The following is a 13,018-nucleotide window of genomic DNA, read 5'->3' as shown; positions in this document are numbered from 1 at the left end:
GGGTCGGCTCCCCCTCCCGTCATTCCACGGCCAGGGCGGCCTCGAAGGCGGCGAGGGCATCGGCGGAGAAGAGGACGAAGCGGACCTCGTCGAGGGCGCCGTCGGCGGTCGCCTCGCGGACCGACTCCACGGCGATGCGCGCCGCGTCGTCGATCGGCCAGCCGTACACGCCCGCCGAGACGGCCGGGAAGGCGAGCGTCCGCGCGCCGAGACCGACGGCCGTGCGCACCGACTCGCGGTACGCCGAGGCGAGGACGGCGCTGCGGTCCTCCGAGCGCGAGTGGACGGGCCCGACGGTGTGCACGACCCAGCGGGCGGGGAGTCGGCCGGCGCTCGTGGCGACGGCGGAGCCGGCGGGCAGGCCGTCGGGCAGCTCGGTCTCGCGGAGCCGACGGCACGCGGCGAGGATCCCGGGGCCGCCCGCGCGGTGGATCGCGCCGTCGACGCCGCCTCCGCCGAGGAGGGACGAGTTCGCGGCGTTCACGATCGCGTCGACGTGCTCGAGGGTGAGGTCGCCGCGCACGGCTCTCAGAACGGTCACGCCTCCTCCTCCAGGCTGCGGCCGAGAGCGGCGATCGCCGACGGGCCCACGCGGCAGCACCCGCCGATCAGGTCCGCCCCCGCCGCGCGCCAGGAGGCGACCAGTGCGGGATCGAAGGCGGCGTCGCCCGTCCAGCGGCGCTCGACGGCGTCCCACTCCTCGCCGCTGTTCGGGTACACGACGACCAGCTTGCCGGTGACGGAGCGGGCGATGCGGACCGCCTCCGCGACGTCGCCGGGCGGGCAGCAGTTCACTCCCACGCCGACCACCTCCTCGCAGGCGGAGGCGACGGTGAACGCCTCGGCCAGGGGCTCGCCGGCCGCGGTGCGGCCCGAACGGCCGCTCACGCAGATCCAGGCGGGGACCGAGGAGCCGGCGAGGGCCTCCACCACGCCCTGCACCTCCCGCACGGACGGGATCGTCTCGACGGCGAGCAGATCGGGCCCGGCCGCGGCCAGAGCCTCCAGGCGCGGGCGGTGCCAGGCGGCGAGCTCGCCGACGGTGAGGCCGTCGTCGCCGCGGTACTCGGAGCCGTCGCCGAGGCTCGCGCCGTAGGGGCCGACGGTGGCGGCGACCCAGCCGCTCTGCGCGCGCCGGGCCAGGGCGACGCTCTCCCGGAGGGCGCGCTCGGCGAGGCCCGGAGCCAGGCCCGCGGCCGCGAATCCGCTCGCGGAGACCTGGTAGCTCGCGGTCACCGCGACCCGGGCGCCCGCCGCGGCGAAGGCGCGGTGCGCGGCGACGACGCGGCCGGGCTCCTCGAGCAGGACCCGGGCGCTCCAGAGCGAGGAGTCGACCGCGGCGCCCTGCGCTTCCAGCTCGGTGCCCAGGCCCCCGTCGAGCAGCAGCGGGCGCTCCTGTGCCGCGGCGACGAGGCCGGCGGTCACGAGCGGTTGTTGGAGAGCTCGAAGATCTTCACGAGCTCGGCGATCGCCGCCTCCCGGGCGTCTCCGCCCTCCTCGAACATCGCAGTGATGTGCGTGCGGAGGTGGTTCTCGACGATGAGCTTGTTGAGCGAGCCGAGCGACTTCTGGATCGCGAGGGACTGCGTGACGATGTCGACGCAGTAGTCCTCGTTCTCGATCATCCGCTCGAGGCCGCGCATCTGGCCGCCCAGGATCCGGGCACGGTGCAGCGAGCGCTTCTTGAGGTCCTCGATCACTCCTCCAGCCTACGCGCCGGTGGCGGTACCCGGGCGGGGTATCGGCGCCCGTACGATCGAGGGGTGAGCACCCGCAAGCCGTCCCGCGCGACCGCCGCCCGCTACCCCTCTCGGGACCGGGCCCGCATGGCGCTCGCGCCCGGGATCCTCGGCGCGATCGTGCTGCTGGCCGGGCTCGCCCTCGTCGGCTCCGATGCCTACGACTTCATCCGCTACCCGGTCGCGATCCTCGCGGCGGTCATCGGCTGGTTCGCGATCCAGGCGCGCGCGCTCCTCTGGCTCATCGGGCTCGTGCCGGTGCTCGTCCTGTGGAACCCGGTTCTGCCGTTCGCGTTCCCGGACGCGATCTGGTCCTCACTGAGCCTCGCCGCGGTCGGCGTCTTCGTGGCGGCGGGCCTCGTCATCCGCGTGCCGACCCCGGAGTGAGGACGAGCGCGACCGACCGCGCGGCGGAGCGCTGTCGGGACCGCGCCGAGGAGTAGACTCGCTGTGCATCCGCACGCCGGGGATGCTGCGACCGGGTCCCAGACCCGTTGCTCGGAGCTCCCGACGGCCACCGGATGCACCGACGCCCGACGCCTCCCCGGAGGCGATCCGGCGGATGCACGGCGACGGCAGCGCGCGGGAACCCCTCCTCCGCCCCCCGTCACACATCGAGGAGGAGCATGGCTCGCAGCGGCCAGCGTCAGTCCGGTCAGACGCGACGAGCGTCGAACGCCGCCGGGAGCCGACCCCGATCGCGCTCGCGCGGCGTGGACAACGCGGGGATCATCCCGATCCTCGCCCGCCGCGTCCGCGAGGTGGAGGCGAAGGCCCAGACCGGCAAGGTCGGGCCGACCAACCGGACGAAGTTCCTGGTGATCGCCCTCCTGATGCGCGAGGAGCGCAAGCGGGTCAAGGTCGATCCCTCGCTCAGCGACGCGCAGCGCGCCGAGGAGATGAAGCGCCTCGACGGCATCGCCACGATCCTGGCCAAGACGGCCGCCCGCGACACCAGCCTGATCGCGCTGCTCGAGTCCGAGGCGGGCGTCACGGCGGCCGCGCAGAAGCTGCGCCGGGACTGGCTGCTCGAGGCGGGCGCTGAGCTCAGCCCCGACGAGCTCCTGATCGTGACCGAGCCGGAGCCCAAGCCCGAGGTGCCGGTCAACCAGGTCGTGCCGCAGTCGGTGCGCGCCCGCCAGCTGGCGAACCCCTTCCTCCCGCCGGACTTCTCGATCGCCGAGGCCTCGGCTCCGGCGCCGCGCCGCAGACTCGACGACTGGGAGCTGCTCGGGCCGCTCTTCAAGGCGTTCGAGTACGGAGCGGGCGGACGGGCCGCGAGCATGGAGCTCCCGGAGCCGCCGAAGCTCGACCGGGTCTCGCCGCGCGGCCGTGAGCTGATGCCGCACCAGGCGCGCTTCATCGAGAGCGCCCGCGAGGGCCACCGCAGCTTCCTGCTCGCCGACGAGCCGGGTCTGGGCAAGACCGCGCAGAGCCTCCTCGCCGCCTCGGTGGTCGGGGCGTACCCGCTGCTCGCGGTGGTGCCGAACGTCGTCAAGATGAACTGGGCGCGCGAGGTCGAGCACTGGACGCCGCAGCGGCGCGCCACGGTCATCCACGGAGACGGCGGCACGCTCGACGCGTTCGCCGACGTGGTCATCGTCAACTACGACATCCTCGACCGGCACATCGGCTGGCTCGGGAGCCTGGGCTTCCGCGGCATGGTCGTCGACGAGGCGCACTTCATCAAGAACCTCCGCTCGCAGCGCTCGCAGAGCGTGCTCGCGCTCGCGTCGAGGATCCGCGAGACCACGCCGGGGCACGATCCGCTGATGATCGCGCTGACCGGTACCCCGCTGATCAACGACGTCGACGACTTCCGCGCCATCTGGCGTTTCCTCGGCTGGATCGACGAGTCCAAGCCGGGGCCGGAGCTGATGGGCCGCCTCGAGGAGACGGGCCTCACTCCCGCCGACACGGGCTTCTACCCGGAGGCGCGCGAGGCCGTGATCGACCTCGGCATCGTCCGGCGCAAGAAGATCGACGTCGCCGCCGACCTGCCCTCGAAGCGGATCGTCGACCTGCCCGTCGAGCTGGACGACGACCTGGGCCGCTCCATCCAGAAGGCGGAGCGCGAGCTCGGCGCCCGGATGCTGCAGCGCTTCACGGCGGTCACCGCCTCGATCACGCACGAGCTCGCCGACGACGAGCGCGAGCGGTTCATCCGCATCGTGGCGCAGAGCGAGCTCGAGGAGTCGAAGTCGGCCAAGACCGGCGAGAACGTCTTCACCATGGTGCGCCGGATCGGCCAGGCCAAGGCGGCGCTGGCCGCCGACTACGCCTCGCAGCTGGCCCGCTCGGTGGGCAAGGTCGTCTTCTTCGCCAAGCACATCGACGTGATGGACCAGGCGGAGGACACCTTCGAGAAGCGGGAGCTGACGTCCGTCTCCATCCGCGGCGACCAGACCGCGGCGTTCCGCCAGACGCAGATCGACGCCTTCAACGAGGACCCCGACGTCTCGGTCGCCGTCTGCTCGCTCACCGCCGCGGGCGTCGGCGTGAACCTGCAGGCCTCCTCCAACGTGGTGCTCGCGGAGCTGTCGTGGACCTCCGCCGAGCAGACGCAGGCGATCGACCGCGTGCACCGCATCGGCCAGGAGGAGCCGGTGACGGCGTGGCGGATCATCGCGGCGCACACGATCGACGCGAAGATCGCGGAGCTCATCGACGCCAAGGCCGGCCTCGCCGCCCGCGCGCTCGACGGCGCGGACGCCGAGACGGCCTCGGCCGACACGGTGCAGCTGGACGCCCTCATGCACGTCCTGCGCGAGGCGATCGGCTGAGCACGTCCGCCCGGACCGGCTGAGTGCGCTCAGCCGGTCCGCGCGAGGGGTGCGGCGAAGAAGTCCCTCTCGAACAGGCTGGACCGCAGGAACGCGTCCCTCATCGCGACGCGCTCCCTCGGCGAGGCGTCCTGCGCGGCCTGCTCCGTGATCGCGATCGCCCGCTCGGTGGCGGTCGCGAAGACCGGGTCGCCGTAGGTGAGCAGCCAGTCCGCGTAGGGGTGCTCGGGGTGCCCCGAGGCGGCGAGGCGCGATCCGACGTCGGCGTAGAGCCAGAAGCAGGGCAGCAGGGCGGCGACGATCTCGCCGTAGCCGCCGTGCGACGCGACCGCGAGCAGATGATCGGTGTAGCCGCGGGTCGCGGGTGCGGGTGCCGACTCACGGGTCCCGAGCCGGTCGCGGTGCAGCTGCGCCTCCGCGGCGAGGGCGGACGCCGAGCCCTCGGCCCAGAAGACCTGCTCGGCGGTGGTCGGCGCACGCTGCGCCGCCACGGCCAGGACGCGGGCGTACTCGGTCAGGTAGAGAGCGTCCTGCTCGAGGTACCACTCGAAGTCCTCGCGCCCGAGGGAGCCGTCGCCGAGCGCGCGCACGAACGGGAGCGCGTCGATCTCGTCGCGGAGCGTCCGCGTCCGCTCCCACACGTCCGCGCAGAACGCCGGGGGACGGAGCCGGTGGAAGTGGTCGATCGGGCCGTTGCCGGTACCGACCTCGAGAGCGTCGGCGGCGCGCAGGGCGCCGGTCAGCCACTCCTTGGCCTCTGTCAGCGCCTCGACCAGGGCGTCGGAGGAGGCGTCTTGGCCGGCCAGGAGCGTCGCCATCGCGGACGAGAGCGAGCAGCCGGTGCCGTGCGTGTTCGAGGTGGCGACGCGCTCGCCCGGGACCTCGCGCACGAGGCCGTCGGGGGTGACGATCGCGTCCGGGGTGGCGGGGCCGGCGAGGTGGCCGCCCTTCACCAGCACGGCGGCGTCGAGGGCCCGGGCGAGCGCCGCTCCCTGCGCGAGCGCGGCCGGCCAGTCGGAGGCGGTCGGCTCTCCGGCGAGCACGCCCAGCTCGGGGAGGTTCGGCGTCACCAGGTCGGCTCGGCGGAGCAGGTCGCGCACGGCGTCCTCGGCCTCGGGAGCGAGCAGCCGGTGCCCGCTGGTCGCGACCATCACCGGATCCACGACCACGACCGGCGGCCGGGCCTCGTCGAGCCACTCGGCGACGACTCCGGCGTACTCGGCCGTGGCGAGCATCCCGATCTTCACCGCGTCGATCGTGACGTCGTCGCTCACCGCGTCGAGCTGCTCGCGGAGGAACGAGGCAGGCGGCAGGTGCACGGAGCGGACGCCGCGGGTGTTCTGCGCGACGAGCGCGGTGACGACCGCCATGCCGTAGCCGCCGAGCGCGCCGATCGACTTGAGGTCGGCCTGGACGCCGGCACCGCCGGTCGGATCGGTGCCGGCGATGCTGAGGACCCGGGGGATGCGGGCGCCGGCGGTCACCGGTCCCACTCCGCTCGCATCAGGCGGGCGGCCGCCGCGGGGTCGGCGGCCGTGCAGATCGCCGACACGACCGCGAGTCCGGCCGCGCCGGCCAGGCGGAGCGGGCCGGCGTCCGCGGCTCCGACTCCGCCGATGGCGACGCAGGGCAGCGCCGTGGCCGCGGCGAGGGCGGCGAACCCGTCCACACCGAGGGGAGCGGGGTGGTCGGGCTTGGTCGCGGTGGGCCGGATGACGCCGACGCCGAGGTAGTCGACAGTCCCCGCGGGCAGGGCCCGGACGGCGGCGAGGTGCTCGGGGGTGTTCGCGGTGAGCCCGATCACCGCGTCGGGCCCGAGCAGCGAGCGGGCGGCGGTGACGGGCAGGTCGGACTGCCCGAGGTGGACGCCGTGGACGCGGGCGCCCGAGAGGCGGGCGGCGAGGGCGACGTCGACGCGGTCGTCGACCAGCAGGGTCGTGCGTTCGTCGAGGACGGCGGCGACGGCCCGGGTCAGAGCGACGAGCTCGGCGGCCGAGGCGTCGTGATCGCGGATCTGCACGGTCGTGACTCCGCCTCGGACAGCTGCGGCGACCACGGCGGGCACGCCGCGCGGGCCGCACTGGGCGGTGTCGGTGACGAGGTAGAGGGAGAGGTCGAGGCTCATGCGATCCGCGCTCCGGACTCGGCGTCGGCCGGCTGGAGGGCAGCGAGGGCGTCGAGGAGGCCGACCGCGAAGGATCCGGGACCGCTGCTCGCGACTGCGGCCCGCTCGGCGGCGAGTCCCCAGACCGCGGAGGCGCTGACGGCCGCGTCCAGCGGGCGGGCGCCCGCGCCGAGGAACGCCGCCATCACGGCGCCGAGTGCGCATCCGCCGCCGGTCACGCGGGTCAGCAGCGCGTGGCCACCCGTGACCCGGACGACCCGCTCGCCGTCGGTGACGAGGTCGACCGCTCCCGAGACGGCGACCACGCCGCCCGTGCGGCGGGCGAGGACGCGGGCGGAGTCGAGCGCCTGCTCGGCGGTGTCGACGGCGTCCACGCCGCGGCCGCCCGCACCGGCACCCGCCAGGGCGAGGATCTCGGAGGCGTTGCCGCGGATGATCGCGGGCCGCGCCTCGAGCAGCTCCACCGCGAGAGCTGTGCGCACGGGCAGCGGGCCGACGGCGACCGGATCGAGCACCCACGGAGTGCCGGCGCGTCCGGCCGCGGCGACCGCCTCGCGAGCACCCTCGCGCTGCTCCGCTCCGGGGGTGCCGAGGTTGACGAGCACGGCGGAGGCGAGGCCCGCGAAGACGCCCGCCTCGCCGGGCAGGTCGCACATCGCCGGGCTGGCGCCGAGGGCCAGCAGGCTGTTCGCGGTGAAGCCGGTGACGACCGCGTTCGTGATGCACTGCACCAGGGGCCCGGCAGCGCGGAGCTCGGCGAGATCGCGGCCCACGGACGCCGGGTCGGGCGCCGTGTCGGAGGGGAGGGTCGGGTGGACAGGCGTGCGAATGCTCATTCGCGACATCCCTTCGCTAGTACGAACTAGATCAGGTTCAACGGGTCTTCTCTCAGCCCTGGCGGGCACCCCGTGTCACTGCGCACGACCCTAGCAGCGGGCGCGGGCGCACTCGCCCGCGCGTTCGAGTGGAGGGAGCGGGCGCGGGGCCTCGTCTCCCCGGAGCCCCGTCGTGATCGTTCAGCCGGTGAGGATCGTCGAGTCCCCGCGCGGCCCCACCGCCACGCGGAGGCCGATCGGCAGCCGCTCGCGCATCGCGTCGACGTGGCTGATCAGGCCGATCGTCCGGCCGCCCGACCGCAGCTCGTCGAGCGTGCTGAGCGCCGTCTCGAGCGTCTCGGCGTCGAGCGAGCCGAAGCCCTCGTCGATGAACATGGTCTCGAGCGAGATGCCGCCGGACTGCGCCGTCACCACGTCGGCGAGGCCGAGGGCGAGGGCGAGCGAGGCGAGGAACGTCTCGCCGCCGGAGAGCGAGGCGGGCTGGCGACGGACGCCGGTGAAGGCGTCGAGCACGTCGATCCCGAGGCCGGAGGCGGCGCCGCGGTAGGCGAGCGAGTCGTCGTGGGCGAGCGCGTAGCGGCCGCTGGTCATCGCGTCGAGGCGGAGGTTCGCCGCGGTCACGATCTCCTCCAGGCGACCGGCGAGGGCGAAGGCCTCGAGGTCCATCCGCCGCGTGTTCTGCCCGCGGCCGGAGACGGTCTCGGCCAGCGCGCGCAGCTCCTCGTGGCGGCGGAGGCGCTCGTCGAGCACGGCGAGGCGACCGGCGGCCGTCGCGGCGAGCTCGGCCAGGCGCTCGGAGCGGTGCTCGAGCACGGAGAGGCCGGCCCGCGCCTCGTCGCGACGGGCGGAGGCCTCGCGCGAGCGCTCCTCTGCGCCGGCGACGTCGACGGCCACAGCGGGCAGCTCGCGGAGCTCCGGGTCGGCGAGCACCGCCTCCGTCGCGCTCCGCCGCCGCTCGTGCTCGGCGACGACGGCCTCGGCCCGCGCCCGGTCCCCGCTCGCCAGCGCGGCCGACTCGGCCTCCTCGGCGGTCGCGAAGCCGCGCTCGGCGAGCACCTCGGCGAGCTCCTCCCGGGTGGCGGCGGCGGCCTCGGACCGCGAGACGGCCGCCTCCTCGGCCTCGACCAGGGCGACGGCCCGGCGGCGCTGAGCGCTCAGCTGCTTGACCCGCGAGGCGACGCTCGTCGCGCCGTCGCGGGAGGCCTCGACGCGCTCCCGCAGCACCCGCAGCGCTTCGGCGGCGAGGCCGGACTCGTCGGCGCGGGCCCGGTGCTCCTCGCGAGCGGCGTCCCGTCCGGTCGTGAGAGCGTCGATCCGGGTGCGCAGCCGGGTGCGATCGCGCCGCAGCTCCTCCGTGCGGGCGGCAGCGGCGCGGGCCGAGGCGAGCCGCTCCTCGTGCGCCGGGCGGAGCGACTCCGGGTCCGCGTCCCCGCCCACCCGCTCCTCGAGGGCCGCCAGGGCCCGGGCCGTGGCTCCTTCGCGCTCGCGGGCGCCGTCGAGGGCGGCGGCGGCGCGCTCCACGGCGACGCGGGCCCGGTCGAGGTCGTCGGTGCCGACCGTCGTCGGGCCGTCGTGCTCGGCCGGACGGGGGTGCTCGCACGAGCCGCAGACCGGGCAGGGCTCGCCCGGCTCCAGCCGCTCGGCGAGCTCCCCGGCGAACCCGGCGAAGCGGCGCGCGATCAGGGCGGACTGCTCCGCGGCGCGCTCGCCGTGGACGCGCGCCGCGTCGGCGTACTCCGTGCGGAGCCGCTGCAGGCTCGCCGCGGTGAGATCGCGCTCGAGGGCCGCGGCGATCCTCCGCTCGAGCGCGGCGAGCGCGTCGACGCGCGCGGGGACGGCGGCGGCCTCCCCGCCCAGGGACTCCTCCTCGGCGGCCAGCTCGTCGACCCGGGCGGGCAGCTCGCGCAGCTCCGCCTCGATCCCGGCGAGCGCGGTCGCCGCCGCCCGCTCGGCGCGCACGGACCGCTCGGCGGCGCGCTCCGCGTCGGGGAGCCGGCGCTCCTCGGCCAGCGCCTCGGCGAGGGCGCCGAGGACGGCGGCGAGCCGTTCGGCCGTCTCGGCGGCCGGACCTGCGGACGCGCCACCGAACGCCTCGGCGGCGAGGTGGCGCTGCTGCAGGGCGGCCCGCTCCTTCTCGGCGGCGGCGCGGGCCGAGCGGAGCAGCGGCAGCACTCCGTCGGCCCGGCGCGCGCGCTCGATCCCCGCCCGCTGCTGCTCGACGTGCGCCTCGGCGACCGCGAGCTCCTCCGCCTCGATGAGGGCGCGCCGGCGCCGCTCCTGGCCCCGGGCGATGCGCCGGGCCTCGTCGAGAGCGGTGCCCGCGGCCTCGTGCGCCGCGTCGGCCGCGGCGGAACCGGCCCGGGCGGCCTCGAGCGGAGCGGCGAGCCGCGCCGGCAGCCCGGCGAACCAGGCGGCGTCCGGCAGGGGTGGCTCGGCTCCGTCGTCCAGGAGCCGGACGGCCTCGTCCGCGAGCGCCGTCACGGCCGAGCGCTCCTCCTCGAGCCCGACGGCACTCGCATCGCGCTGCTCGAGCAGACGGCGGCGGAGCAGATCGAAGCGCTCGGTCGCGAAGAGCGTGCGCAGGAGCCGCTGCCGGTCGTCGTTCTTCGCGAGCAGGAACTCGTGGAAGCGGTTCTGCGCCAGCAGGATCACCTGGAGGAACTGGTCCTTCGTCAGCCCGACGATCCGGCCGAGGTCGGCGCCCACCTCCTTCGCGCTCGACGAGAGCCCGACCCAGGAGCCGTCGACCTGCTCCAGCAGCTCGACCTTCGCCGGCTGGGTCGTCGTGCCGGTGCCGCGACGCTTCGGCCGCTCGTACTCGGGTGAGCGCCGGACGCGGTAGACGCGCCCCGCCGCCTCGAACTCGAGCTCGGCGAAGGTCTCGTCCTCGGGGCCGCTGTGGTCGCTCCGGAGGCGCGAGGCGGTGCCGTCGAAGCGGGGGACCGAGCCGTAGAGCGCGAACGCGATCGCGTCGAGGATCGTCGACTTGCCCGCTCCGGTGCGGCCGGCGATGAGGTACACGCCCACGTCCTCGAGCCGGTCGAAGTCGACGCACTGCTCGGCTCGGAACGGTCCGAGTCCGGCGAAGGCGAGTCGGCGGATCCTCACCGCAGAGCCTCGGCCTCGACGGCCGCGAGCGCGTCGAGGGTGAGGGCCCGCTCGGTCTCCGTGGCGCCGTGGCCGCCGCGGACGTGGGCGAGGAAGTCGTCGACGACCTCCACGTCGCTCCGCCCGCGGATCCGCTCGGCGTACGCGCGCGGCTCGGCCGCGGCGTGCGGTGGCCGGTGCTCGAGCGTCGCGCAGCCGGGGAAGCGCGACTGCAGGCGCGCCATCGCGTCGAGCGGGCGCACCGGATCGGTGAGCACCGCCGAGACCCAGTCGCCCTCCACCTCAGCCAGGGACGGATCGCGCAGCAGCTGCTCGAGCCCGCCCTCGATCACGCTGAGCCTCCTCGGCACGGGGAGCGGCGACCACTCGACGCCCTCGAGCCCCTCGGGCCCGATCGTCACCAGCCAGGCGCCGCGCGGCTTCGACGCCTCGCCGAAGGAGTAGTGCAGCGGCGCTCCGGAGTAGCGCACGCCCGGCAGCAGCTCGGCGCGCCCGTGGATGTGCCCGAGCGCCGCGTAGTCGGCCGCGGCGAAGTGCTCGACCGAGACGTAGTCGAGCCCGCCCGCCGTGATGTCGCGCTCGAGGACCGCGGCCGGGGCTCCGACCGCGAAGCAGTGCGCGAGCACGACCCAGGGACGGCCCGCCGCCTCGGCGGCGGCGCGCACGCGCTTCATCGCGAAGGCGAGCACGTCCTCATGGCGGCGCAGCTGCTCCTCCGGGTGCCGGTGGCGGTAGAGGGCGGGCTCGAGGAAGGGGATGCCGTGGACTCCGACCTCGAGGCCGGACGCGTCGCGCAGCACGACCGGCTCGGTGTACGCCTCGGGATCGGTGAGGACGTGGACGCCCGCCCCGCGCAGGAGCCCGGCCTGGAAGCCGAGCCGGGCGGGGGAGTCGTGATTGCCGCTGGTGAGGACGACCTCGGCACCGGCCGCGCGGATCGCCTCGAGGGTGCGGGTGAGGAGGGTGTAGTGCTCTGCAGCGGGCACGGCGGAGTCGAAGACGTCGCCGGCGATCAGTACCGCGTCCACGCGCTCGGCCCGCACCGTCTCGACCAGGGCCTCGAGCACGGTCGCGAGCGCCGCCGTCGTGGAGTGCCCGTGGAAGGTGCGGCCGATGTGCCAGTCCGAGGTGTGCAGCAGCTTCACGGTCGTCCTTCCTCTGCGTCGTCCGGGGGAGCGACTCCAGGCTAGTGAGGCCCTCCGACACCGGCGGCGCAGCGGACACCTCCCGTTCACCGGGAGGTGCACAATAGGGCGTCGGTCGAGCAGAGGAGTTGATCGTGAAGCTGCCCCGCGTCCCCGCGACGATCCTGGGTCTGGGCTCGCGCACCCGCGCCGCCGCCGAGGACACCGCGCCCATCCAGCGTCTGCGCCCGGACGACGAGCCGGCCCGCACCAGCACGGTCGACAACGCGATCTACCAGGACGGCCGCCGGGTCGTCTCGCCGGGCAGCATCCCGGAGGCGCTCGCCGCCCTGCAGAAGCTGCCGGACGCGATGGCCTGGATCGGGCTGTACCGGCCGAACGCGGCCGAGCTCGCCGCGCTCGAGGACGAGTTCTCGATGCACCCGCTCGCCCTCGAGGACGCGATCAGCGCGCACCAGAGGCCCAAGCTCGAGCGGTACGGCAGCGACATGTTCGTGGTGCTGCGCGCCGCCAGCTACTCGGACCAGCGCGAGGAGGTCGACTTCGGCGAGCTCCACCTGTTCGTGGGGTCGAACTTCGTCGTCACGGTCCGCCACTCCGAGAAGCCCGACCTCTCGCTGGTCCGGCGGCGGATGGAGGCCGATCCGGAACTGCTGCGCGTCGGCCCGGTCGCCGTGCTGTACGCGATCCTCGACGCCGTCGTGGACCAGTACTCGCCCGTCGTCGCCGGACTCGAGAACGACATCGACGAGATCGAGGCGCAGGTCTTCGAGGGCGACCCGGCCGTGTCCCGCCGCATCTACGAGCTGAGCCAGGAGGTGCTGGACTTCCAGCGCGCGGTCGCTCCGCTGACCGGCATGCTCGGGCGGCTGGTCACCGACTTCGAGGTGTTCCAGTCGGATGTGGAGCTGCGCCGCTACATCCGCGACGTCGCCGACCACGTCGCGCTCGTCACCGAGCGGGTCGACGGCTTCCGCACCACGCTGCGGGAGATCCTGGCGGTGAACGCGACCCTCGTCGCCCAGCGTCAGAACGAGGACATGAAGAAGCTCGCGGAGGTGGGCAACCAGCAGAACGACGAGGTCAAGCGGATCTCCGCGTGGGCGGCCATCTTCTTCGCGCCGACCATGATCTCGAGCATCTACGGCATGAACTTCGACGTGATGCCCGAGCTGCACGTCGCGTGGGGTTACCCGGCGGCGCTCGCGGCGATGCTCGCCTCGAGCGTGGTGCTGCACCGGCTCTTCAAGCGGTGGGGCTGGCTCTGAGCCCGCGGCCCCCG

The 13,018-nt window shown here is 74.8% G+C and carries 11 protein-coding genes and 1 riboswitch; of the genes, 3 read left to right on the top strand and 8 right to left on the bottom strand.

Annotation, left to right across the window (positions count from 1 at the left end):
• Positions 1-19: 19 nt before the first annotated feature.
• The 3 genes from GSU45_RS10020 to GSU45_RS10010 are packed head-to-tail and all read right to left on the bottom strand — an operon-like array spanning position 20 to position 1,700.
• The gene (locus GSU45_RS10020) at positions 20-541 is read right to left on the bottom strand and encodes an O-acetyl-ADP-ribose deacetylase (RefSeq protein ID WP_159914640.1); all 522 of its coding nucleotides are present in this window, start codon (positions 539-541) and stop codon (positions 20-22) included.
• A complete protein-coding gene (gene mmuM / locus GSU45_RS10015) occupies positions 538-1,425 on the bottom strand; it encodes a homocysteine S-methyltransferase (protein ID WP_159914638.1) in 888 nt (295 codons plus the stop codon). Before mmuM ends, GSU45_RS10020 begins: the two co-directional genes overlap by 4 nt.
• The gene (locus GSU45_RS10010) at positions 1,422-1,700 is read right to left on the bottom strand and encodes a metal-sensitive transcriptional regulator (RefSeq protein ID WP_104223062.1); all 279 of its coding nucleotides are present in this window, start codon (positions 1,698-1,700) and stop codon (positions 1,422-1,424) included. The genes mmuM and GSU45_RS10010 overlap by 4 nt, the downstream gene beginning before the upstream one ends.
• Before the next feature lie 63 nt (positions 1,701-1,763).
• Here GSU45_RS10010 and GSU45_RS10005 point away from each other — a divergent pair, with 63 nt between their 5' ends.
• Together GSU45_RS10005 and GSU45_RS10000 are read left to right on the top strand one after the other, a co-directional pair.
• Positions 1,764-2,126 carry a DUF6804 family protein gene (locus tag GSU45_RS10005; RefSeq protein ID WP_244229446.1) on the top strand — a complete coding sequence of 121 codons (363 nt, stop codon included), beginning with the start codon at positions 1,764-1,766 and terminating at the stop codon, positions 2,124-2,126.
• A 239-nt stretch (positions 2,127-2,365) separates the two neighbouring features.
• Positions 2,366-4,522, top strand: coding sequence for a DEAD/DEAH box helicase (locus GSU45_RS10000; protein WP_159914636.1), 2,157 nt, complete (start codon positions 2,366-2,368; stop codon positions 4,520-4,522).
• Positions 4,523-4,551: 29 nt separating this feature from the next.
• Here GSU45_RS10000 and thiD read toward each other — a convergent pair whose 3' ends face one another.
• The 5 genes from thiD to GSU45_RS09975 all read right to left on the bottom strand — a co-directional run bounded on the left by thiD (position 4,552) and on the right by GSU45_RS09975 (position 11,736).
• Positions 4,552-6,006 carry a bifunctional hydroxymethylpyrimidine kinase/phosphomethylpyrimidine kinase gene (gene thiD / locus GSU45_RS09995; protein ID WP_244248087.1) on the bottom strand — a complete coding sequence of 485 codons (1,455 nt, stop codon included), beginning with the start codon at positions 6,004-6,006 and terminating at the stop codon, positions 4,552-4,554.
• Positions 6,003-6,647 (bottom strand): thiamine phosphate synthase, encoded by a 645-nt coding sequence (thiE, locus tag GSU45_RS09990; RefSeq protein ID WP_159914634.1) that lies wholly within the window; start codon positions 6,645-6,647, stop codon positions 6,003-6,005. The genes thiD and thiE overlap by 4 nt, the downstream gene beginning before the upstream one ends.
• Entirely contained in the window at positions 6,644-7,483 is an 840-nt protein-coding gene (gene thiM, locus GSU45_RS09985; RefSeq protein ID WP_159914632.1) for a hydroxyethylthiazole kinase, read from the bottom strand. The genes thiE and thiM overlap by 4 nt, the downstream gene beginning before the upstream one ends.
• Positions 7,475-7,566, bottom strand: a riboswitch (TPP riboswitch). Its footprint overlaps the gene before it by 9 nt.
• A gap of 97 nt (positions 7,567-7,663) precedes the next feature.
• Positions 7,664-10,591, bottom strand: a complete 2,928-nt coding sequence (locus GSU45_RS09980) for an AAA family ATPase (protein WP_159914630.1) — start codon at positions 10,589-10,591, stop codon at positions 7,664-7,666.
• Positions 10,588-11,736 (bottom strand): exonuclease SbcCD subunit D, encoded by a 1,149-nt coding sequence (locus GSU45_RS09975; protein ID WP_159914628.1) that lies wholly within the window; start codon positions 11,734-11,736, stop codon positions 10,588-10,590. Before GSU45_RS09975 ends, GSU45_RS09980 begins: the two co-directional genes overlap by 4 nt.
• A gap of 212 nt (positions 11,737-11,948) precedes the next feature.
• On the opposite strand from GSU45_RS09975, the gene GSU45_RS09970 reads away from it, so the two are divergent.
• Entirely contained in the window at positions 11,949-13,004 is a 1,056-nt protein-coding gene (locus GSU45_RS09970; RefSeq protein WP_244229666.1) for a magnesium and cobalt transport protein CorA, read from the top strand.
• Positions 13,005-13,018: the final 14 nt, after the last annotated feature.

The organism is Rathayibacter sp. VKM Ac-2801 (assembly GCF_009834245.1).
Taxonomy (GTDB): Bacteria; Actinomycetota; Actinomycetes; order Actinomycetales; family Microbacteriaceae; genus Rathayibacter.
This window is presented reverse-complemented; position numbering and strand designations above follow the sequence as displayed.

Excerpts from the sequence above, each read along its gene's own strand:
- GSU45_RS10000 (WP_159914636.1), top strand. The coding sequence starts at position 2,366 with ATGGCTCGCAGCGGCCAGCGTCAGTCCGGTCAGACGCGACGAGCGTCG.
- thiE (WP_159914634.1), bottom strand. The coding sequence starts at position 6,647 with ATGAGCCTCGACCTCTCCCTCTACCTCGTCACCGACACCGCCCAGTGC.
- thiM (WP_159914632.1), bottom strand. The coding sequence starts at position 7,483 with ATGAGCATTCGCACGCCTGTCCACCCGACCCTCCCCTCCGACACGGCG.